This is a genomic window from Enterobacter ludwigii, assembly GCF_001750725.1.
In the GTDB taxonomy this organism is placed as follows: Bacteria; Pseudomonadota; Gammaproteobacteria; order Enterobacterales; family Enterobacteriaceae; genus Enterobacter; species Enterobacter ludwigii.
In genome coordinates this window covers 441447-463051 of record NZ_CP017279.1, presented here as the reverse complement: position 1 = coordinate 463051, position 21605 = coordinate 441447, and the positions used below count along the sequence as shown (strand labels likewise).

The window sequence follows — 21605 nt, the reverse complement described above, 5'->3', positions numbered from 1 at the left end:
TCGGCACATTTCATCCTTCTTTTTTATTGATTATTTGTGCTCTCGGGCAGCAAGGATACAGGGGAAACCATGCTTACGTTTATCGAGCTCCTTATCGGAGTCGTCGTCATTGTCGGTGTAGCGCGCTACATCATTAAAGGTTACTCGGCCACAGGGGTGTTATTTGTCGGCGGGCTAACCCTGCTCATTATCAGCGCCATCATGGGCCATCAGGTGTTACCGGCCAGCGCAGACAGTACGGGCTACACCGCCACTGACATTGTTGAATACATTAAAATCCTGCTCATGAGCCGCGGTGGCGACCTGGGTATGATGATCATGATGCTGTGCGGTTTTGCGGCGTACATGACCCATATCGGCGCGAATGATATGGTGGTTAAACTGGCGTCCAAACCGCTGCAGTACATTAACTCCCCCTATCTGCTGATGGTCGCGGCCTATTTCCTTGCCTGCCTGATGTCCCTCGCCGTGTCGTCCGCCACCGGTCTGGGCGTACTGTTAATGGCCACCCTGTTCCCGATCATGGTTAACGTCGGTATCAGCCGCGGCGCGGCCGCCGCGATTTGCGCCTCGCCGGCCGCCATTATTCTTTCCCCCACCTCCGGTGATGTCGTGCTCGCAGCCAAAGCCGCTGAAATGTCGCTTATCGACTTTGCGTTCAAAACCACGCTGCCCATTTCTATCGTCGCCATTGTCGGCATGGGCATCGCGCACTTCTTCTGGCAGCGTTATCTCGATAAGAAGGAGAACATCAGCCACGAGATGCTGGACGTGAGTGAAATCACCACCACCGCGCCAGCGTTTTATGCCATTCTGCCGTTCACACCTATTATTGGCGTGCTTATTTTTGACGGTAAATGGGGCCCGCAGCTGCACATCATCACCATTCTGGTGATCTGCATGCTGCTGGCCGCACTGCTGGAGTTTGTGCGTGGGTTTAACACGCAGAAAGTCTTCTCGGGTCTGGAAGTGGCCTATCGCGGTATGGCGGATGCGTTTGCAGGAGTCGTTATGCTGCTGGTTGCAGCAGGCGTCTTCGCCCAGGGTCTGAGCACCATCGGCTTTATTCAGAGCCTGATTTCCATCGCCACCTCGTTCGGCTCGGCCAGTATTATCCTGATGCTGGTTCTGGTAGTGCTGACCATGCTCGCCGCCATGACCACCGGTTCAGGTAACGCGCCGTTCTACGCCTTCGTTGAGATGATCCCGAAACTGGCTCACTCCTCAGGCATTAACCCGGCCTATCTCTCCATCCCCATGCTGCAGGCGTCTAACCTCGGTCGCACCATTTCGCCGGTATCGGGTGTGGTTGTAGCCGTTGCCGGGATGGCAAAAATCTCGCCTTTCGAAGTGATCAAACGCACCTCCGTCCCCGTGATTGTAGGGCTGATTATCGTGATTATTGCCACGCAGGTGCTGGTACCCGGCGCAGCTTAAGCTAAATTCCTGATATCCAGAAAGCGCCTACGGGCGCTTTTTGTGCTTTAATAATTTCCAGAAATTATTCATGCTCATTCGATCAGGAAATCACATGTTCAGGAAGGATATCGTTATTCCGTCTGGCGCAATCGCGCTGGCACTCTGTGTATTCTCCGCACAGGCCGACCCACTCAAGGCAACGCAGTATGGCGATTTCGATCGCTACGTTCTGGCTCTTTCCTGGCAAACCGGGTTCTGCCAGAGCATGGCCGACCGTAACCGCAACGAGCCCGAAGAGTGCCGTTTACAAAAAGAGAGTGATAACAAAACCGATTTTCTGACCGTGCACGGATTATGGCCGGGGCTGCCAAAATCTGTTGCCGCACGGGGTGTAGATGAACGTCGCTGGATGCGTTTTGGCTGCGCGACCCGTCCAATCCCGAACATGCCGGAGGTGAAGGCCAGCCGCAAATGCGCTGCCGCCGAAACCGGACTGTCGCTTTCAGGTGCTGCGAAGCTGAACAGCGTTATGCCAGGTGCTGGCGGTAACTCCTGCCTGGAACGCTACGAATATGCCAAACACGGCGTATGCTTTGGTTTTGATCCTGACGCGTATTTCGGCACAATGGTGCGCATGAATCAGGAGATAAAAAACAGCGCGGTCGGCAAGTTCCTCGCCGATAACTATGGAAAAACCGTAAGCCGCAGCGACTTTGACAGCGCCGTGGCCAAAGGCTGGGGCAAGGAGAATGTCAAAGCGTTCAAGCTTACCTGTAATGGCAACCCGTCCTACCTGACCGAAATGCAGATCTCACTGAAGGCAGAGACCATTAATAATCCGCTTTCTGCGACCTCATTTGCTCCGCAGCCACACCCGGGTAACTGCGGAAAACAATTCGTCATTGATAAAGCCGGTCACTGATTGACGATCGGTCGGGTCATGTCAAACCGGTGCTCGTCACTGATGCCATAGTAAGCCGTCGGCCCACCCGCACGCAGGATGGGCTGCGCTTTCGCCGTCTGATAAATCCCCTCTTCCAGCAACGTTTCGGCGATGTGAATACCCACCACTTCGCCGAGCACCAGCCAGGTATCAACCGGTGTGCCGTCGGCCCCGGTAAGCTGAATACACTGCGACAGGCGACACTCAAAGTTAACCGGGCTTTCTGCCACCCGCGGGGCGTTCACCAGCTGGCTGGCCGCTGGCGTTAACCCCGCAAAGGTAAATTCATTTTCATCGTGGGGAAGCATAGCCGAGGTCGCATTCATCGCTTCAGCCAGATCGCGCGTCGCCAGGTTCCAGACAAACTCGCCGGTTTCGGTAATATTACGCACGCTGTCTTTCCAGCCGTTGCTGGAAAAACCGATGATGGGCGGACGATAGTTAAAGCAGTTAAAGAAGCTATACGGCGCGAGATTCAGCTGACCGGCGTTGTCGCACGAGGAGATCCAGCCAATCGGGCGTGGGCCAATAATCGCGTTCAGTGGGTCATGCGGCAGGCCGTGTCCCAGAGAAGGTTGATAGAAATACATAGTGCTCTCTTAATGGTGGGGCAGACACGAATTGCGTTTCGCTCAGTACCCTGGATCAGGACACTCAGCGTAACGCAATCCGCCAGGAATTAAGACTGAATAAATTTCAGCAAATCGTCATTGATCTGGTGCTTATGCGTGGTGCATATGCCGTGAGAACCCCCGGCATAGACCTTCAGCTCAGCGTTCGGCAGGATCTCTGCAGCCACCCGACCACAGGTCTCGATCGGGACTATCTGGTCGTCATCGCCGTGGATCACCAGCGTCGGGATAGTCATCTTTTTCAGATCTTCACGCAGATCGGTTTCAGAAAACGCTTTTACGCAGTCATACAGCGCCTTGATCGACCCCTGAAGCCCCTGCTCAACGAAGCTCTCCCGCATCGCTTTGGACTCTTTCGCCCCCTGGCGGTTATAGCCATAAAACGCCTCGGTTAGCGCATAGAAGAAAGCTGCGCGATCGTTAATCACGCCTTCCCGAATACCATCAAACACCTCTTTCGGCACACCGTTCGGGTTGAAATCGGTTTTGATCATAATCGGTGTCACGGCACCAATAAGTACCGCTTTCGCCACGCGATCCGTACCGTGGCGACCAATATAGCGCGCCACTTCGCCACCACCGGTTGAATGCCCCACGTGAACAGCGTCTTTCAGATTCAGACGCGCCGTCAGCTCAGCCAGGTCGTCGGCGTACTGATCCATATTGTGCCCATCCCACGGCTGCGCTGAGCGGCCATGTCCGCGGCGGTCATGTGCAATTACGCGAAATCCTTTTGACCCCAGGTATAACATTTGGTCTTCAAAGGCATCCGCCGTCAGCGGCCAGCCGTGGCTAAACACCACGGGTTGCCCGCTTCCCCAGTCTTTAAAATATAAATAACTGCCGTCTTTCAACGTAATTTTGTCGTAATCGCTCATGAGATCTCCTGAGAAGAAACACTGAATGCGGATAGTCGCCCGCAGGGGGCGCTTAAAAAGAATAATGCAAATTGGCAAGGGAGCACGTTTTTCACCGAAAATTCATATGACCCATGAATGTGACCTGTATCACTTCAAAGTTGTGCGCTCAGCCAGTATCATCAGAAGAGTTAAACCCTCGCTGCCAGACGGCGAGGGTTTTCTTTTGGATTGGTTTCTGCGTTACACGCAGCATTAACGACATGGAGTAAAAAATGTCCAGACCCACCATCATCATCAATGAGCTTGACGCAGAACGTATTGACAGACTGCTGGAAAAAGCAGAATTCGCTTCGCTTCCGGTGGCTGACGCCCTGAATGAAGAGCTTGACCGGGCGCAGATGTGCACGCCTGAATCCATGCCTCACGACGTGGTCACCATGAACAGCCGGGTTAAATTCCGTAACCTGGCCACCGGTGAAGAGCTGACCCGAACGCTGGTCTACCCGGCGCAGATGACCGACAGCAGTGCACAGCTTTCGGTCCTTGCCCCTGTGGGTGCCGCGCTTCTTGGTCTGCGTACGGGAGACACCATCAACTGGGCGTTGCCGGGCGGTGCCGCGGCGCATCTGGAAGTGCTGGAGCTGCTCTACCAGCCAGAAGCCGCGGGCGACTACCTGCGTTAACCCCATCTGAACAAACGCTCCCGCGTTGCACAGAGGATGCACCCGCATCCTCTTTCCGCAAATTCACCCGATTATCCTATATCGCCCGAAAACCCCTTAACCCACGCTTAATCTGTTTGGGTGCCGCGGGGACGGTCATGAGTGAGATAGTGGTTATCACACTTATTTTTCTCATTATTCTGGCGATCATCGTCATGGCGGTGCTTTATCTTGAGCGTCATCGGTAAGCGATAATCTCACACCACCCCACCCGGGAAAGCATTGACCAGGCCTTTCACCTGCTGTGCCGCCGCGTCAGGCGTTTCCACCCCCGGCACCAGAATGACCTTGCGGCACTCCTCCTCCCGTTTTTCGAAAATCTTGTAGGCGCGTTCCGCATCCGCCAGCGGCAGATAGTGGGTCACAATCTCCTCCGGCGTAAGCAGCCCTTTTTCGATAAGCGGCAGCAACTCGCCCAGCCAGGCGTGGACGTGTGTCTGCCCCATCCTGAAACTCAGCCCTTTATCGAAGGCATCGCCAAACAGGAAGCCGTGAATAAACCCGGCGTAAACGCCAGGGACGCTGACAACGCCGCCGCGCCGGACAGCCGCGATACACTGACGCAGCGCTTTGCCGCTGCTGCCTTCAATTTTAAGGTTGCTGAGGATTGTTTCCGTGGTGCTGCCTTTGGCTTCGAACCCGACGGCATCAATCACCGCATCGACGCCACGCTGGCCGGCAGTTTGCTCAATGATTTTTTCGGCGGCATCGTTCTCATCATCAAAGTTGACAGGGATTGCGCCGTAGCGCGCCTGAGCGAATCGCAGGCGATACGGGTGATGGTCAATGACGAAGATCTGTTCCGCCCCGAGCAGTCGCGCGCAGGCAATGGTCAGCAACCCCACCGGCCCGGCGCCAAACACGGCCACGCTCGATCCTTTTTCGATCTGCGCATTTTTTGCCGCCTGCCAGGCGGTGGGTAAAATATCTGACAGGAACAGCGCTTTGTCATCGGACAACAGCGGCGGCACCTTGAACGGCCCAACGTTCCCCTTCGGTACGCGAACATATTCCGCCTGGCCTCCCGGCACGCCGCCGTAGAGATGGCTATAGCCAAACAGCGCGGCCGGCGCGGGAATCTGCTTTTTGTTCAGCGCGGCGCCCTGCCCGGCGTTGGTCGTCTCGCAGGCTGCGTATTGCTGCAGACGGCAGAAGAAACAGTCACCGCAGGCAATCACAAACGGGATAACCACGCGATCGCCTTTCTGTAAATTCTTCACCTCCCTGCCACACTCAACGATTTCCCCCATAAATTCATGACCAAAAATATCGCCGTGTTGCACCTTCGGGATTTTGCCGCGATAGAGATGCAGATCGGACCCGCAAATCGCCGTAGCCGTGACCCGCAGAATAATATCGTCTGGCTGTTCAATGATGGGATCGGGGACATTCTCGACGCGAACATGATGTGGGCCGTGATACGTGAGTGCTTTCATGCAACCTCCGAAAGGATCCAGGACAATGTATAAAGGGTAGCTACCCCAGAAGACTTGCCCGTGATGACGGATCTTTTGAGATTTTTCCTGGCGAGATCAAAAAGTGGCGCCGCGCTTACAGAAACCATTCATATTTTGTGGTTGAATGAATTCAGCGTTTATAAACAAGGAGAAACGGGTATGTATCAGACAATCATTATGCCGGTTGATGTTTTCGAGATGGAGCTGAGCGACAAGGCCGTACGCCACGCGGAGTTCCTGGCGCAGCAGGACGGGATCATTCATCTTTTACACGTGTTACCGGGTTCCGCCAGCCTGAGTCTGCACCGCTTTGCCGCCGATGTACGTCGCTTCGAAGAGCATCTTCAGCACGAAGCTGAAAATCGTCTACAAACCATGGTCGGGCATTTCAGCATCGACCCTTCACGTATCAAAACTCACGTCAGGTTCGGCAGCGTGCGGGATGCCGTTAATGAACTGGCCAATGAACTGAAAGCAGACGTCGTGGTGATCGGTTCCCGTAATCCTTCCATTACCACCCACCTGCTGGGCTCTAACGCGTCGAGCGTGATCCGCCACACCCACATTCCGGTGATGGTCGTCAGGTAAAAAAAAGAGGCCACCTTTCGGTGGCCTCTTGCTGTTGCAGGTGTAGTCTTGCTTTCTTTTTATGCCGTTTTGGTGCGAATCAGATAATCGAACGAGCTCAGAGACGCTTTCGCCCCTTCACCGGTGGCAATGATGATCTGTTTGTACGGAACCGTGGTGCAGTCCCCTGCCGCGAACACCCCTTTCACGCTGGTTTCGCATTTCGCATCGATAATAATTTCGCCCATCCGGTTGCGCTCAATCGCGCCGTCCAGCCAGGTGGTGTTTGGCAACAGACCAATCTGTACGAAGATCCCCGCCAGCGCCACGCTATGCACGTCACCGCTCACGCGGTCGCGGTATTCCAGACCGGTCACTTTGCTGCCGTCACCTTTCACTTCCGTGGTCTGCGCATTCAGCACGATATCGACGTTTTTCAGGCTACGCACTTTGTCCTGCAGCACCTGGTCCGCTTTCATTTCTGGGGCGAACTCCAGCAGGGTGACGTGTTCAACGATACCCGCCAGGTCAATCGCCGCTTCCACACCGGAGTTACCGCCGCCGATCACCGCCACGCGTTTACCTTTAAACAGCGGGCCGTCGCAGTGCGGGCAGTAGGTGACGCCTTTGGTGCGATACTGATCTTCACCCGGGACGTTCATGTTGCGCCATTTGGCGCCGGTGGCAATGATAATGCTGCGCGCTTTCAGCACCGCGCCGGAGGCGGTTTCAATCTGGTGTAACCCCCCTTCAACCGCGGCCGGAACCAGCTTGCTGGCGCTCTGGCTGTCGATCACATCCACTTCATAATCGCTGACGTGCGCCTTCAGTGCGCCAGCCAGTTTCTGGCCTTCGGTCTTCGGCACAGAGATGTAGTTTTCGATATCCACGGTGTCGAGCACCTGGCCACCGAAGCGTTCGCCCATCAGGCCGGTACGAATGCCTTTACGGGCGGAGTAAACCGCCGCCGCCGCGCCCGCCGGGCCGGAGCCGACAATCAGAACATCATACGCGTCACGTTTGTTCAGCGCTTCTGCCGCACGTTTTTCGGCACCCGTGTCCACTTTGGCAACGATTTCGGTCAGCGTCATACGGCCCTGGCCAAACTCCTGACCGTTCATAAAGACCGCCGGAACGCCCATGACGTTACGGTCGGTGATTTCGTTCTGGAACGTACCGCCGTCAATCGCCGTATGCTTAATGCGCGGGTTCAGCACCGACATCAGGTTCAGCGCCTGCACCACGTCCGGGCAGTTATGGCAGGAGAGTGAGTAATAGGTTTCAAACTCAAAATCGCCGTCAATGTCGCGGATCTGCTCGAGCAGCGCCTGCGCCTCTTTTGACGGATGACCACCGGTCCACAGCAGTGCCAGCACCAGCGAGGTGAATTCGTGGCCCAGTGGAGAACCGGCAAAACGCGGCCCCTGGTCAGAACCCGGATTGGTGATCAGGAAGGAGGGCTTGCGCACCGCCAGACCGTTATCTTCTTTGAAGGTCACGTTCGGTGACAGTTCGGCGATCTCTGCCAGCAGTTCCTTGATCTCTGCCGATTTAGCGCTGTCGTCCAGCGTAGCAATCAGCTCAACAGGTTTGGTCAGTTTCTCAAGGTAGGCCTTGAGCTGGGTTTTCATATTGGTGTCGAGCATTGTTCTTCCCTCTCTAAAAACGTCATCATGCAAGCTGCCTTACTCGGGCGGCCTGAATGCAACTTGCATCATGGTGCTGGAATAAAATGGGCGCGGGCGCGCCCATTACGACTGTCATTTCCGGAGCCTGTCGCGTCACAGCAGGCGATGCTCTGCGCGAAAGACGGCGGGAAACTTAGATTTTGCCAACCAGGTCTAAAGACGGTGCCAGAGTCGCTTCGCCTTCTTTCCATTTCGCCGGGCAAACTTCACCTGGGTGAGAAGCAACGTACTGTGCCGCTTTCACTTTACGCAGCAGGTCAGAAGCATCACGGCCGATACCTTCAGCGGTAACTTCGATTGCCTGGATAATGCCCTGCGGGTCAACAACGAAGGTAGCACGGTCAGCCAGGCCTTCATCTTCACGCATGTTGTCGAAGTTACGGGTCAGGGCGCCAGTCGGGTCGCCGATCATCGCGTATTTGATTTTCGCGATGGTTTCAGAGCTGCTGTGCCATGCTTTGTGGGTGAAGTGGGTGTCGGTAGAAACAGAGTAAACGTCTACGCCCAGCTTCTGCAGTTCGTCGTAATGGTCTGCAACGTCACCCAGTTCGGTCGGGCAAACGAAGGTGAAGTCAGCCGGATAGAAGAAGAAGACGCTCCAGCGGCCTTCGGTATCTTTCTCGGTCACTTCGATGAATTCACCGTTTTTGAACGCCTGGTTTTTGAAAGGTTTAATTTTGGTATTAATCAAAGACATCTGTACTTCCTCCGTGTTTTCGTTGAGATGTAAGGTAACCAACTTTCGCCGGGTGGGCTAATGCGTTTGCTTTATCAAATCAATCAGCCATACCTAACAACCCGAACAAGACAACGTGATGAACTGAATTAACGAAAAGCCAAAAGTAAAAAGGCCGCCCTGGTGGGCGGCCCTGATACCTGAACTTTCCACAGGAACTTTCAGTGCCAGCAATTGCTGGCGTTGCGTTGCGCTCTACATACCTCATATCAAGGCCGTAACAGCACCTTGATTACAACACCCGCACAGCGCGAGGGCAATGCACATGAGCGCCAATCGTATCTATGGCTGTGATAGGTTTCATCGAACACGGTTTATCGCGCAGGAGTGAAGACGCGCCGGCGAGGATTAATAAAAATAAATGATAATTATTTGTCTATATATAATTGAGACTATTTTAATGCAAACAGCCTCGCAGTTTTAGAGATAAAAATATCTTAATATTCATTGAAGCTCTATTTTATAAATCTGCCATCGTGATATATTAAGTCAACATACAACTCTAATTAAGTAAGTTAATTGCATGGATGGTAAATGATTAACTTCCTTCTATAGTTATCAGTGATGTGTTAACGCAACGCAGTCCACTCAGGATGAAACATGGCTAATCTCTACGATCTGAAAAAATTTGATCTTAATCTGCTGGTAATTTTCGAGTGTATTTATCAGCACTTAAGCATCAGCAAGGCAGCAGAAACGCTCTATATTACGCCCTCGGCGGTCAGCCAGTCGCTGCAAAGGTTGCGTAATCAGCTCAACGATCCCCTGTTCATTCGTTCCGGGAAAGGGATTACGCCCACCACGGTAGGCGTGAACCTGCACCATCATCTTGAGCAAAACCTCAACCAGCTTGAGCAGACGATTAACATCATGCATGGCTCAACGCTAAAAAAGAATTTTGTGGTGTACAGCCCGCAAATCCTGACCACAGAAAACCTGCTGGGCCCGCTTAAATTATTGATGCGAGAGCACAATTACGAGATTGAACTGCATGACATGCTGCTCTCTGCTGACTCCGCAGAGGATCTGCTGGCATACCGTAAGGCAGACTTAATTTTCTCAATGGCCCCGGTTAGTAACCGTTCAATGATTTGTGTGCCATATGCATCCTATTCAGTCCTGCTGGTCTGCAGCCAGGATCATCCGCGGATGAAAGAGGTGGCCACCATGGAAGAGCTTCAGGAAGAGAAGTTTACGATATTCCTCAGTGATGAGCCGGGCGTTAAAACCTATCAATCGATGGCAGAAAAAGTGCATGCGGAAAAGACAATCGGTTTTCGCTGTGACTCTGTATTTACTATTATTTCTATGATAAGTGCCTCTCATTTAATTGGTTACGTACCCGAAATTTTATTTGATAAATACAGTGAAGTGCTAAGACTCAAAAAAATCACTGCACCGTTCACCCTTCCCTCGCTTGACATTTTTATGATTTATAATCGTTCGGCATTGAACAGTACGGCATTCGCGAAATTTATTAACGAAGTAACAGAAAAATAACAGCGACGGGCTGTGTCGCTCACAGCCCGTTCTCTTTGTTAATACATAATCCTGACTTATATTTTATAACGCGCTTTCGCGTTATTTTGACTGATATTCCTCTCACTTATTATGGGCAGACCGCCGTTATTCTAACGCGAGAGGGATGACACGCTCAGAGTGTATTCAGCCGCTCCGCCGCCGCGAGAAGCGTCGATTCCTGTTTCGCAAAACAGAGCCGGATCAGCTTATGCGGGAACGGGTCGGCGCAAAATACGGACAGCGGAATGGCAGCAACGCCCACCTCTTTTGTCAGCCACTGGCAAAAACTCACGTCATCCCGATCCGAAATCGCGCTGTAGTCCGCCAGCAGGAAGTAGGTCCCTTCGCAGGGTAAAATCTCCAGACGGCTCTGGCTTAGCGCATTCACAAACAGATCCCGACGCTGACGGTAGAATGCCGGCAGGTCGCGGTAGTGCTCCGGTTCGGCGCGCAGCATATCAGCCAGGGCCAGCTGGGCCGGCGTGTTTACGGCAAACGTCAGGTATTGATGCACTTTACGCAGCTCAGCGCTGATGGCTGCGGGAGCCACGCAGTACCCCACCTTCCAGCCGGTCATGTGATAGGTTTTACCAAATGACGATACCGCCACGGCACGCTCGCGAAGCTGCGGATGGGCCAGCACGCTGGCATGCCCTTCCTGCGCAAAACAGATGTGCTCATACACTTCATCGCTCAGCACGTAAATTTCACGCCCGGCAATCGCCTGCCACAGCTTTGCGAAGTCGGCTTTCTGCCATGCGGTCGCCGACGGGTTGTGCGGGGTATTGACAATAACCAGACGGGTTTTGTCGCTCAGCAAGGCAGCAAACGCCTGCCAGTCCGGACGGAAATGCGGTGGCTGTAGCGCGATGCGTTTCACCACGCCGCCGGAGAGTTCAACCGCCGGCGCGTAGCTGTCATAACTCGGGTCAAAGCAGATCACCTCATCACCCGTGCGCACCAGCGCGGTAATAGCGGCATACAACGCTTCGGTCGCCCCTGCCGTCACCGTGATGTCGCTGGTAGCGTCTGGCTTATAGCCATACAGCTCAGCCGTTTTGTCTGCAATGGCGTCCCGCAGAGCCTGCACGCCCGTCATCGGTGCATACTGGTTCGCCCCCTGCGCAACGTGGTACGCCAGACGTTCCTGCAAATAACGCGGGCCATCAAAATCCGGGAACCCTTGCGAGAGATTAATGGCGTTGTGCTGCTGGGCCAGTGCGCTCATTTGCGTAAAGATGGTGGTGCCAAGACTTGGAAGTTTACTCTGAGGAATCAATGCGTTATTGCTCATTGTGTTGTGCCTGCATGTAATACTTATGTTGCTGACACTATAACACGATGTTAGTCTTTGGCAATCAAGACGCTTAGACGTCTAAACAATATGAATATTCCTGACCGAGAGGGAAAAAGGAAGATGACCGACAACCTGCAACTCACACACCTGGTCGACGCCTGCCGCTGGATCGGCGCCAAAGGCTGGGCTCCCGCGACCGGCGGCAACATGTCCGTGCGTCAGGATGCGCATCTGTGCTGGCTCAGTGAATCCGGTAAAGATAAAGGCAGCCTGACCACCGACGATTTTCTGCAGGTGGAGATTGCGACCAACCGTGCACCCTCTGGCCGCACGCCGTCGGCTGAAACCGGGCTTCACACGCTCATCTATCGTCTGTTTCCCGAAGCCAACGCGGTTCTGCACGTCCATACCGTCAATGCCACGGTCTTGTCGCGGCTGGTCAAAGAGCCCGAACTGAAGATCACCGGCTTTGAGATGCAAAAATCCCTCTCCGGGCAGAGTACGCATCTGGATTCGGTCGCCATCCCGGTGTTTGATAACGACCAGGATATCGACGCGCTCGCCGTGCGCATTGCCGAATACGCTCAGACGCACCCGTTTAATTATGGTTTTCTTCTGCGCGGTCATGGCTTAACCTGCTGGGGACGCGATGTGGCCGAGGCCCGCCGTCATCTGGAAGGACTGGAATTCTTATTTGAATGCGAAATGCGTTTACGACACTGGGAGAGAGTATGATTCGCGCGATTGTGACGGATATTGAAGGGACCACCAGCGATATCCGTTTTGTCCATGATGTTTTGTTCCCCTACGCGCGTGAGCGTCTGGCGGCCTTTGTGTCCGCGCAGCAGTACGCCGAGCCGGTCAAATCGATTCTGGACAACCTGCGTGATGAAATTAACCACCCGCACGCCAGCGCAAGCGACCTTATCGACACACTCTTTACGTTTATGGATGAAGACCGCAAGTCAACCGCGTTAAAGGCGCTGCAGGGGATCATCTGGCACGACGGCTACGTTAACGGCGATTTTACCGGCCACCTCTACCCGGACGTACTGCCTGCGCTGGAAAAATGGAAAGCGCAGGGTATTGATCTCTATGTTTATTCCTCAGGCTCCGTCGCGGCGCAGAAACTGTTATTTGGCTACAGCGACGAAGGTGATATTACTCATCTGTTCAGCGGCTATTTTGATACCCACATCGGTGCCAAGCGCGACGTGCAGTCTTACCAGAACATTGCGGCACAAACGGGTATCCCCCCGTCGCAGATCCTGTTCCTGTCGGATATACATCAGGAGCTGGACGCCGCTGAGCTGGCAGGTTTTCGCACCCTGCAGCTGATTCGCGGCGATGATGACGGTGCAAGCCATCACCATCAGGTACACCAGTTCGACGAGATTAACCCGGAGCAGATCCCTTCATGAGCGCATTGACCATTTATTCCGATAAAGACCCCAGTCAACCTCGCTGGCACAGCACCGACGCTGCCGACATCGCCCAACAGCTCAACGCCAGAGGGGTGCGTTTTGAGCGCTGGGCCGCAGACCGCGACTTAGGCCGCGATCCTGCCCCCGATGCGGTTATCGCGGCTTATCAGCATGCGATCGACACGTTAGTGGCAGAGAAAGGTTATCAAAGCTGGGATGTCATCAGCCTGCGTGCCGACAACCCTCAAAAAGAGGCGCTGCGCGCTAAGTTCCTGAACGAGCATACCCACGGGGAAGATGAAGTGCGTTTCTTTGTTGAGGGGGCGGGGCTGTTTTGCCTGCACATTGGCGACGAGGTGTGTCAGGTATTGTGTGAGAAAAACGACCTGATTTCCGTGCCCGCTGGAACGCCGCACTGGTTTGATATGGGCTCAGAGCCGAACTTTACCGCCATTCGTATTTTTGATAACCCCGAGGGGTGGATTGCGCAGTTCACTGGCGATGCGATTGCGGATGCGTATCCGCGTCTGGCATGATTTTTCCCCTCTCCCTCCAGGGAGAGGGGGCGAAAAAACGTCAGTGTTTCAATCCCTTCGTATACGCCACCAGCTGGTCCAGCACAATGCCCCACCCTTCGTGGAAGCCCATCTGTTCATGCTGCTCGCGGATTTCCGCCGTTGGGTGGCGAGCAATGGCGGTATAACGCGTTTTGCCCTCCCCCACATCATCCAGCAGTAGAATGGCCGTCATAAACGGCTTTTCGGCGGGCTTCCAGCCTTCCGTATAACCGTCGGTAAAGACCAGCTTCCTGCCGGGATCGATTTCGAGAAACACCCCCCGGTTATCCATCCGTTGCCCGTCTACCTCAAACACCGTGTTAAATCGCCCGCCAACGCGCAGGTCAAGATCACACTCGGTCACTTTGTGCGGAACCGGAATGAAGAAGTTTTTGATGTGCTCGGGTGTCGTCCAGCAGAGCCACAGCAGATCGCGCGGGGCATCCACCACGCGTTCCAGTTTTAAGTCTGTATCAGGATCAAGCGTCACGTGACTGTCCTCCTAAAGGGAACCCCTTAAAGGATAGTCGTCCTCAGGCGAATTTCCCTTTTGCCACCTCTTCCGGCGTGACGATGCCCGTATCCAGCACCCAACCGCTTATCAATGCCGCTGGCGTGACGTCAAAGGCCGGGTTGTAGACCTGCGCGTTTTCAGGAGCCCACTGCACCGCGCCAAAGCTCCCGGCCACGCCCGTCACTTCGCTGGCCGCACGTTGTTCAATGGGGATTGCCTCACCGTTCGGGCACGCCGGGTCAAGCGTGGTGTGCGGGGCGGCGACATAGAACGGAATACCGTGAAACGTTGCCAGAACCGCCAGAGAATAGGTGCCAATTTTATTCGCCACGTCGCCGTTGGCCGCAATACGGTCTGCGCCCACCCACACCGCGTCAACCAGCCCTTTTGCCATCAGGCTGGCGGCCATGGAATCGGCGATCAGCTGATACGGCACGCCCAGCTCGCCGAGCTCCCATGCGGTCAGTCTTCCACCCTGCAACAGGGGGCGGGTTTCATCCACCCAGACAGTGTTGACGCGTCCTTCCTGATGCGCGCGGGCAATCACGCCGAGCGCGGTGCCAACCCCTGCCGTCGCCAGCCCGCCGGTATTGCAGTGGGTCAACAGACGGCTGCCGGGTTTCACCAGCGTACTGCCGGCATTCGCGATGGCCTCGCACAGCTGCTTGTCTTCATCAATCAGACGCAGCGCTTCCGCCACCAGCGCAGGCACAAAATCCTCCTGCCAGAGAGCCAGCTTCATGCGGTCGAGGTTGTTCATCAGGTTCACCGCCGTCGGGCGGGATGCCCGCAGGGTCTCCAGGGCCACAGCCAGTTCATCACGGCTTTTGCCGTTTTCCGCCAGAAGCGCCAGCAGCAGGCTTGCAGAGAGACCAATCAGCGGTGCCCCGCGTACGCGCAGGGCGTGAATATGGCCGACCAGCGCCTCTACCGTCGAGGCGTCAAGCCAGCGTTTCTCCTGAGGAAGCGCCTGCTGATCGAGAATAAATAACTGATTCTCCGCCACTCGCAGGCTGGTCGTCTGTAATGTCTGCATGTCGTTAATTCCCTGTTGCGTTGTTGTAGCACATTGTGTCAGGATGAAATCCAGATGTATAGACGTCTAAATGTCTTTATTAGCTAAACCAGTGAGGAACAGGCAATGTCGCAATACCGTACCTTTACCGCCCAGGATGCCGTGGAGTATGCAAAGCAGTTCGGCGGCCTTGATGATCCCTCATCGCTGGTGGAGGCGCAGGAAGTGGGCGACGGTAACCTCAATCTGGTGTTCAAAATTTACGATACCGAGGGTGTAAGCCGCATCGTTGTTAAGCAGGCGCTGCCGTATGTGCGCTGCGTCGGCGAATCCTGGCCACTGACCCTGGATCGCGCCCGCCTGGAGGCGCAAACGCTGGTGGAACACTACCAGCACAGCCCGCAGCACACGGTGAAAATCCACCACTTCGACCCCGAACTGGCGGTGATGGTGATGGAAGATCTCTCCAGCCATGCCATCTGGCGCGGGGAGCTGATCAAAAATACCTACTACCCGCAGGCGGCGCGTCAGCTGGGTGAATACCTCGCGCACACGCTGTTCCATACCAGCGATTTTTACCTGCACCCGCATGACAAGAAAGCGCAGGTCGCGAAATTCCTTAATCCGGAGATGTGCGAGATCACCGAAGATCTGTTCTTCAACGATCCGTACCAGGTCCACGAACGTAACAACTACCCTGCTGAACTGGAAAAAGACGTTGCCGCCCTGCGCGATGACGCTCAGTTAAAAATTGCCGTGGCCTCGCTGAAGCACCGCTTCTTCTCACACGCTGAAGCCCTGCTGCATGGCGATATTCACAGTGGCTCGATTTTCGTGGCAGACGGCAGTCTGAAAGCCATCGACGCAGAGTTCGGCTACTTTGGTCCCATCGGTTTTGACGTCGGCACCGCCATCGGCAACCTGCTGCTCAATTTCTGCGGCCTGCCGGGGCATCTCGGTATTCGCGATGCCGCCGCGGCCCGTGAACAGCGTCTGACCGACATTCAGTCGCTGTGGAACACCTTCGCGGAGCGCTTCCAGATCCTGGCCAGTGAGAAAACGCGCGATGCGGCACTTGCTGCACCGGGCTACGCCTCTGAATTCCTGAAAAAGGTATGGAAAGACGCGATCGGATTCTGCGGCACGGAGCTGATTCGCCGCAGTGTCGGTCTGTCGCACGTGGCGGATATCGAGACCATTCAGGATGAAGCAATGCGCCACGAATGCCTGCGCCACGCGATTACGCTTGGCAAGGCGCTGATTGTGATTGCCGACCGTATCGACACCGCCGAAGATCTGGTGGCGCGGGTGCGTCAGTACAGTTAAACGCCTCGGCCCTCTCCCGATGAAGAGGGCCGTCAGAAAGACACCAGCGCGCCGTTACCCCAGATACTCAATCACCGACAATCCACCGTTATAATCCGTGCTGTAGATAATGCCCTGCGCATCGACAAACACATCGCATGACTGGATCACCTGCGGTCGATTCGGCCGCGTATCCATCATCCTCTCTGGCGCCGCCGGCACCAGCGCACCGGTTTCAACCGGACGGTAAGGATTGGAAATATCAAACGCGCGCACGCCCGCATTCTGCCAGGTCGCAAAAATCAGCGTAGAGCTGACAAAGCTTCCCGGCCGGTTCTCGTGCAGGTTGTGTGGTCCAAAATGTGCCCCTTTCGCCACATAATCCCGCTCCTGCGGCTGCGGGAATGTGGAAATACTTACCGGGTTCGACGGCTCGCGAATATCAAACAGCCAGATGAACTTCTCACCGTCCTCCTGGTTATCCAGTACCGCTTCATCCAGCACCACCAGCAGGTCACGATCCGGCAATGGCAGCGCGGTGTGCGTGCCACCTCCAAACGGCGGGCTCCAGTTGCGATGGCTAATCAGCTTCGGCTGCGTGCGATCCTTCACGTCCAGCAGCGTCAGTCCCCCGTCGCGCCAGCTCCCGTAAGCGGTATCCCCGGCAATAATCGCGTGGTGCAGCGCGTAGCGTTTACCTTCCGGCCAATTGGGTTGCTCACCGTCGGCCTGGTTCATCCCCGGCAGCCACCAGCGCCCGGCCACCTCAGGCTTTTGCGGGTCGGCCAGATCGATCGTCAGGAAAATATAGTCGGTAAAGCCGTCGATCAGCGCCGAAACATACGCCCAGCGCCCGCCGACGTACCAGATACGATGAATGCCGATGCCGCTCAGGGATAAAAAGCCGATCTCACGCGGTTGGTCAGGGGTGGAGATATCAAACACCCGCAACCCGGCGCTCCAGCCTTTGTCCTGCACGTCGCGTACGGTTTCTCCTACCTGACGGGTGTAGTAGACCTTTTCGTCAGCGAAACGAGCATCTGCGAACAAGTCTCGCGCATTAATGACCAGCAGGAGATCGTCGTGCGCCTGGAGATGAACGTTCCAGGTGCCGGGCGGCGCGGGCATATAGCCTGCCGGTTTGGGATGTTTCGGGTCACGCACGTCCACAATGGAAAAGCCCTGCGAGACCATATGCCCGATGTACGCGAAACCGCGATGCACCATCAGCTGCACGCCGTCCGGGCGACCGCCCTGGTCGCTATGGCCAATCAGCCGCATATTGCGGCTGTATTCAGGCGTGGGAAGCACACTCATTGATGTTTCGCTTCAAGCGTCGCAAACCACGGGGCGATAAAATCTTCGGTCTGACCCCAGCCTGGAATGATTTTCCCCAGCGACGCCACGTTCACCGCGCCTGGCTGGGCGGTCAGGAGCGCCTGCGGGATCGCCGCCGCTTTGAAATCATACGTGGCGGGTGTGGTTTCACCGGCAATCTTGTTGGCAATCAGACGTACGTTGGTTGCACCAATCAGCTTCGGATCCACCGCCACGCTCACTTTCCATGGGCTGCCTGGCTCGCGCATCAGCTGAAGATCCTGGTTTGAGATATCGATGCTGTAGAGTTTGATTTCGGTGCGGCCGTTCTCTTTCAGGGCTTTGTAGGCCCCCTGGCTGAAGGCATCCCAGGTTCCCCAGATGGCGTCAATTTTGCCTTTCGGGTATTTCGCCAGAATAGCGCCCACTTTATTCGCGGTATCTCCCTGCACGTCAGACGAAACGGCACCGATAGACTCCAGCTCTTTAATGTCCGGATACTGCTTCTGCAGCGCTTTATAGGCTGCCTGACGACGTTCCATCGGCGGGAAACCGGCAACCCACAGCTTCACGATGTTGGCTTTACCGTTGAAATCTTTCGCCAGCTGGCCGAAGGAGAGATGGGTCAGGGAAGCATCATCCTGCTGGGTCACGGTCACCCCGGGAATGTCGCCCTGAACGGCGGTATCAAACACCGACACTTTAATGCCGGCATCGACGGCTTTTTTCACCAGCGCGGTCGCATAGGGGTCGCGCCCCTGAGAGAGGATAATCCCGTCATATTTCTGGCTGATCGCCTGATTGACGAAGTCCTGGAATTTGGCGTCGTCGCCATTGCTCAAAAAGGTGCTGACCTTAAAGCCGAGCTTTTTGCCTTCCTGAATGGCACCGGCGACAAACTGCGTGGTGTTGTCGTCAGAGCCGAGGTTACGGATCACCGCAATGCGGATGGGGCCGTCATGATTTGCAATGGCGGGCGGAAGCGGTGCGGGGGTTGCCGCAAGGCCTGGCAGCGACGTCAGTAACCCTAATGCCACCAGAGAGAGGGTGATTTTTTTCATTCTGTTTTCCCGTTGTGTTGTGATCAATCGTTAGCGTTTTTGTATGTAGGTAATCGCCAGCGCCACGGCGAGCACCAGCCCTTTTATAATGTCCATCGCGTAATAGGGTACGGAAAGCATCACCAGACCGTTCGACAGCACGCCAAGAATGACTGCCCCGACGAGCGTACCCAGCGCGTTCGGTTTTCCGGACCCGGCAAGCGAGAAGCCAATCCACGCCGCCGCAACCGCATCCATCAGATAGCCGCCGCCCGCATTCACCTGTGACGAGCCAATCCGCGAGGCCAGTAAAATGCCGCCTAATCCGGCGAGCAGAGAGGCAATCACGTAGGCCGCCACCTTGTAGCGCGTGGTGCGAATACCGGAGAGACGTGCCGCCTCCGGATTACCGCCGATGGCATACATGCGTCGTCCGTGGGTGGTCAGTGACAGCCCCAGCTGTGCGAGGATCGTCACCACCAGCATGATGATCACGATAGTCGGCACCTGTCCCAGCAGGCTGAACGCCGCCGGAATGGTCCCTTCAGCCATGTCGCCGCTCGGCAGCACCATGTTTTCGGTAATTGACCCGCCGTAGCTATAGGTCATCGCCACGCCCTGGATAACAAACAGGCTGGCAAGCGTGGCAAGCATGTCCGGGATCCGCAGGATGACAATCAGAAACGCGTTAAACAGGCCAACCAGGGTACAAAGCGCCAGGGTAATCAATATCGATTCGGTGGTGCCGAAGCCGTACCAGACGAACAGTGACACCACCAGCGCGTTAGCCAGCGATGCCGTTGAACCAACCGACAGATCAAACCCGCCGATGGTCAGCGAAATTGACACCCCGATAGCAATCACCGTCACGATGGCAATGGAGCGCAGGATATTGATAATGTTGTTCGGATCGAGGAAGTTGTCCGACGCCAGGCCAAAGATGGCCACCAGCGCCACCACGGTCAGCAACATGCCCCACTTGTAGAGAAAATCAAAAATTTGCTGACGGCCAGACGCCGCCGCCGTTACTGAAAGGGCCTTGCTCACGACGCCGTTCCTCCGGTTGAATAATAAAGTAGTGTCTCTTCGTGGGCCTCGGCCCCGGCGATTTCCGCCACGATACGTCCGTCCCACAGCACGCAAATGCGATCGCACAGCCCCACCAGTTCAGCGAATTCACCGGAGGCGTAAATCACCCCTTTGCCCTCGCGCGCCAGGCCGTCAATTAACTGGAACAGATCGGTTTTCGCTTTGACATCGACGCCTTTGGTCGGCTCATCGAAAATCAACACGCTGGCGTCGTTGCGCAGCCACTTGCCGATGGCAATCTTCTGCTGGTTGCCCCCCGACAGACGACGCAGCACCTGCCCCGGCCCACGCGCACGCACGCCGACGCGGGCAATCACCTCTTCCGCCCAGCGCCACGCCTGACGGTGGCCGAACAGGCTCCAGCGCGAGAAGCTGTTATCCGCGGTGACCGCCAGGTTCATGCTCACCGGTTCATCAATAAAAATGCCCTCTTTGCGCCGCTCCTCCGGTACCAGCGCCAGACCGCGCAATACCGAATCCGCCGGATCGCGCGGCTGCCAGGGCTGATGATTTAGCTCACCGCGCGCTACACGGCTTTTGCTGGCCCCAAACAGCGCCTTGCAGAGTTCCGTTTTGCCCGCTCCCGCCAGCCCGGCAATGCCCAGAATTTCGCCTTTTCGCAGGTGCAGGGAGATATCTTTCAACAGCGCGTCATCGTGCAGCCCTTCCACGCGCAGTAATGTCTCGTCACTGTGCGCAGGACGGGCCGGCGGATAGATATCGTTAAGCTCATGGCCAAGCATCTTCTCAACGATTTCGTCACCACTGAGGTTCGCCATCGGGCCGGATTCAATCAGCTTGCCGTCCCGCAGCACGGTTAAGGTGTCGCAAATAGCGTTCAGTTCGTGAATACGGTGAGAGATAAACACCACGCCAATCCCCTGCTTTTGCAGACGTCTCACTACGGCGAAAAGCCGTTCGCTTTCATGGCTATCCAGCGGCGCGGTCGGTTCATCCAGAATCAGAAAACGGCAGTGGTGTGAGAGCGCCCGCGCCAGCAAAATCTGCTGCTTTTCTGCCAGCGTGCAGGTGTCGACGATGCGTCGCACATCCAGAGCGATACCCAGCTGCGCCAGCGCCTGTTTCGCCTGCTGGCGGATTGCGCGCCAGCGATAGCGATGCCCCGGCTGTGCGAGCTGATCGAGCATGATGTTTTCGGCAATGCTCAGCCCTGGTATCAGCGCGACGTCCACTTCCTGCTGCACCAGGTGGATACCCAGCCGTTTGGCATCAAGCGGCTCGCGGATCGTCACCGGCTGGTTATTAATGCAGATCTCACCTTCGTAGCGATCGTAAGTACCGCACAGCACCGCCATCAGCGTCGATTTCCCCGCGCCGTTTGCGCCGGTCAGCGCATGCACGGAGCCGCCCATTAACGTCAAATCCACGCGCGACAACGCCTGAAAGCCGGAAAAGGCCAGGCTGATACCGCGCATCTCAAGGCGACTGGAAACCATCCGCGTTAAATCCTTCTTTCATATTGTGATTTATCGAATTTTTCA

The 21605-nt window shown here is 55.6% G+C and carries 22 protein-coding genes; 10 read left to right on the top strand and 12 right to left on the bottom strand.

The annotated features are described in order from the left end of the window. Positions 1-69 precede the first annotated feature (69 nt). On the top strand, positions 70-1437 hold the full coding sequence (gene dcuC / locus BH714_RS02120) for an anaerobic C4-dicarboxylate transporter DcuC (RefSeq protein ID WP_020885003.1): 1368 nt from the start codon (positions 70-72) through the stop codon (positions 1435-1437). 94 nt (positions 1438-1531) lie between these two features. Further along, a complete protein-coding gene (gene rna / locus BH714_RS02115) occupies positions 1532-2341 on the top strand; it encodes a ribonuclease I (RefSeq protein WP_040016921.1) in 810 nt (269 codons plus the stop codon). On the opposite strand, the gene BH714_RS02110 is transcribed toward rna, so the two are convergent. Beyond that, positions 2335-2952: a flavin reductase family protein gene (locus BH714_RS02110; protein ID WP_025204679.1), complete on the bottom strand. Its 618-nt coding sequence runs from the start codon at positions 2950-2952 to the stop codon at positions 2335-2337. The two genes, rna and BH714_RS02110, sit on opposite strands and share 7 nt — an antisense overlap. A gap of 89 nt (positions 2953-3041) precedes the next feature. After that, positions 3042-3872, bottom strand: coding sequence for an alpha/beta fold hydrolase (locus BH714_RS02105; RefSeq protein ID WP_040016920.1), 831 nt, complete (start codon positions 3870-3872; stop codon positions 3042-3044). Between the two features lie 254 nt (positions 3873-4126). Here BH714_RS02105 and rnk point away from each other — a divergent pair, with 254 nt between their 5' ends. Further along, positions 4127-4537, top strand: coding sequence for a nucleoside diphosphate kinase regulator (rnk, locus tag BH714_RS02095; protein ID WP_014169101.1), 411 nt, complete (start codon positions 4127-4129; stop codon positions 4535-4537). Between the two features lie 137 nt (positions 4538-4674). Beyond that, the gene (gene yldA, locus BH714_RS24425; RefSeq protein WP_271661446.1) at positions 4675-4764 is read left to right on the top strand and encodes a small membrane protein YldA; all 90 of its coding nucleotides are present in this window, start codon (positions 4675-4677) and stop codon (positions 4762-4764) included. Between the two features lie 9 nt (positions 4765-4773). Here the strand turns inward: yldA and BH714_RS02090 are convergent, their stop codons facing one another. Further along, positions 4774-6012: a zinc-dependent alcohol dehydrogenase gene (locus BH714_RS02090; protein ID WP_040016919.1), complete on the bottom strand. Its 1239-nt coding sequence runs from the start codon at positions 6010-6012 to the stop codon at positions 4774-4776. Positions 6013-6192: 180 nt separating this feature from the next. Here BH714_RS02090 and uspG point away from each other — a divergent pair, with 180 nt between their 5' ends. Beyond that, the gene (gene uspG / locus BH714_RS02085) at positions 6193-6621 is read left to right on the top strand and encodes a universal stress protein UspG (RefSeq protein ID WP_020885008.1); all 429 of its coding nucleotides are present in this window, start codon (positions 6193-6195) and stop codon (positions 6619-6621) included. Between the two features lie 59 nt (positions 6622-6680). Here the strand turns inward: uspG and ahpF are convergent, their stop codons facing one another. Both ahpF and ahpC read right to left on the bottom strand, forming a co-directional pair. Next, positions 6681-8246 carry an alkyl hydroperoxide reductase subunit F gene (ahpF, locus tag BH714_RS02080; protein WP_032681429.1) on the bottom strand — a complete coding sequence of 522 codons (1566 nt, stop codon included), beginning with the start codon at positions 8244-8246 and terminating at the stop codon, positions 6681-6683. A 175-nt stretch (positions 8247-8421) separates the two neighbouring features. Continuing rightward, a complete protein-coding gene (ahpC, locus tag BH714_RS02075) occupies positions 8422-8985 on the bottom strand; it encodes an alkyl hydroperoxide reductase subunit C (RefSeq protein WP_008501015.1) in 564 nt (187 codons plus the stop codon). Positions 8986-9624: 639 nt separating this feature from the next. Here ahpC and citR point away from each other — a divergent pair. Then, complete coding sequence (citR, locus tag BH714_RS02070) at positions 9625-10524, top strand: DNA-binding transcriptional repressor CitR (protein ID WP_032677673.1); 900 nt, start codon at positions 9625-9627, stop codon at positions 10522-10524. A 154-nt stretch (positions 10525-10678) separates the two neighbouring features. Here the strand turns inward: citR and BH714_RS02065 are convergent, their stop codons facing one another. Further along, positions 10679-11839 carry a pyridoxal phosphate-dependent aminotransferase gene (locus BH714_RS02065; RefSeq protein ID WP_040016918.1) on the bottom strand — a complete coding sequence of 387 codons (1161 nt, stop codon included), beginning with the start codon at positions 11837-11839 and terminating at the stop codon, positions 10679-10681. A gap of 123 nt (positions 11840-11962) precedes the next feature. Here BH714_RS02065 and BH714_RS02060 point away from each other — a divergent pair, with 123 nt between their 5' ends. Genes BH714_RS02060 through BH714_RS02050 form a run of 3 tightly spaced genes read left to right on the top strand, consistent with a single transcriptional unit; the run spans position 11963 to position 13802 of the window. Continuing rightward, positions 11963-12577, top strand: coding sequence for a methylthioribulose 1-phosphate dehydratase (locus BH714_RS02060; RefSeq protein WP_040016917.1), 615 nt, complete (start codon positions 11963-11965; stop codon positions 12575-12577). Beyond that, positions 12574-13263 carry an acireductone synthase gene (gene mtnC, locus BH714_RS02055; protein ID WP_040016916.1) on the top strand — a complete coding sequence of 230 codons (690 nt, stop codon included), beginning with the start codon at positions 12574-12576 and terminating at the stop codon, positions 13261-13263. The genes BH714_RS02060 and mtnC overlap by 4 nt, the downstream gene beginning before the upstream one ends. Next, a complete protein-coding gene (locus BH714_RS02050) occupies positions 13260-13802 on the top strand; it encodes a 1,2-dihydroxy-3-keto-5-methylthiopentene dioxygenase (RefSeq protein ID WP_014169089.1) in 543 nt (180 codons plus the stop codon). Before mtnC ends, BH714_RS02050 begins: the two co-directional genes overlap by 4 nt. A 40-nt stretch (positions 13803-13842) precedes the next feature. On the opposite strand, the gene BH714_RS02045 is transcribed toward BH714_RS02050, so the two are convergent. Beyond that, complete coding sequence (locus tag BH714_RS02045; RefSeq protein WP_014169088.1) at positions 13843-14313, bottom strand: SRPBCC family protein; 471 nt, start codon at positions 14311-14313, stop codon at positions 13843-13845. 43 nt (positions 14314-14356) lie between these two features. Further along, positions 14357-15373, bottom strand: a complete 1017-nt coding sequence (gene mtnA, locus BH714_RS02040; RefSeq protein ID WP_040016915.1) for an S-methyl-5-thioribose-1-phosphate isomerase — start codon at positions 15371-15373, stop codon at positions 14357-14359. A 105-nt stretch (positions 15374-15478) separates the two neighbouring features. On the opposite strand from mtnA, the gene mtnK reads away from it, so the two are divergent. Continuing rightward, positions 15479-16678 carry an S-methyl-5-thioribose kinase gene (mtnK, locus tag BH714_RS02035; protein ID WP_040016914.1) on the top strand — a complete coding sequence of 400 codons (1200 nt, stop codon included), beginning with the start codon at positions 15479-15481 and terminating at the stop codon, positions 16676-16678. A 54-nt stretch (positions 16679-16732) separates the two neighbouring features. Here mtnK and BH714_RS02030 read toward each other — a convergent pair whose 3' ends face one another. Genes BH714_RS02030 through BH714_RS02015 form a run of 4 tightly spaced genes read right to left on the bottom strand, consistent with a single transcriptional unit; the run spans position 16733 to position 21560 of the window. Then, positions 16733-17974, bottom strand: coding sequence for an LVIVD repeat-containing protein (locus tag BH714_RS02030; RefSeq protein ID WP_040016913.1), 1242 nt, complete (start codon positions 17972-17974; stop codon positions 16733-16735). Next, a complete protein-coding gene (locus tag BH714_RS02025) occupies positions 17971-19035 on the bottom strand; it encodes a sugar ABC transporter substrate-binding protein (protein ID WP_020885017.1) in 1065 nt (354 codons plus the stop codon). The genes BH714_RS02030 and BH714_RS02025 overlap by 4 nt, the downstream gene beginning before the upstream one ends. A 30-nt stretch (positions 19036-19065) precedes the next feature. Further along, positions 19066-20061 (bottom strand): ABC transporter permease, encoded by a 996-nt coding sequence (locus BH714_RS02020; protein WP_025204689.1) that lies wholly within the window; start codon positions 20059-20061, stop codon positions 19066-19068. After that, positions 20058-21560: a sugar ABC transporter ATP-binding protein gene (locus BH714_RS02015; RefSeq protein ID WP_040016912.1), complete on the bottom strand. Its 1503-nt coding sequence runs from the start codon at positions 21558-21560 to the stop codon at positions 20058-20060. Before BH714_RS02015 ends, BH714_RS02020 begins: the two co-directional genes overlap by 4 nt. Positions 21561-21605: the final 45 nt, after the last annotated feature.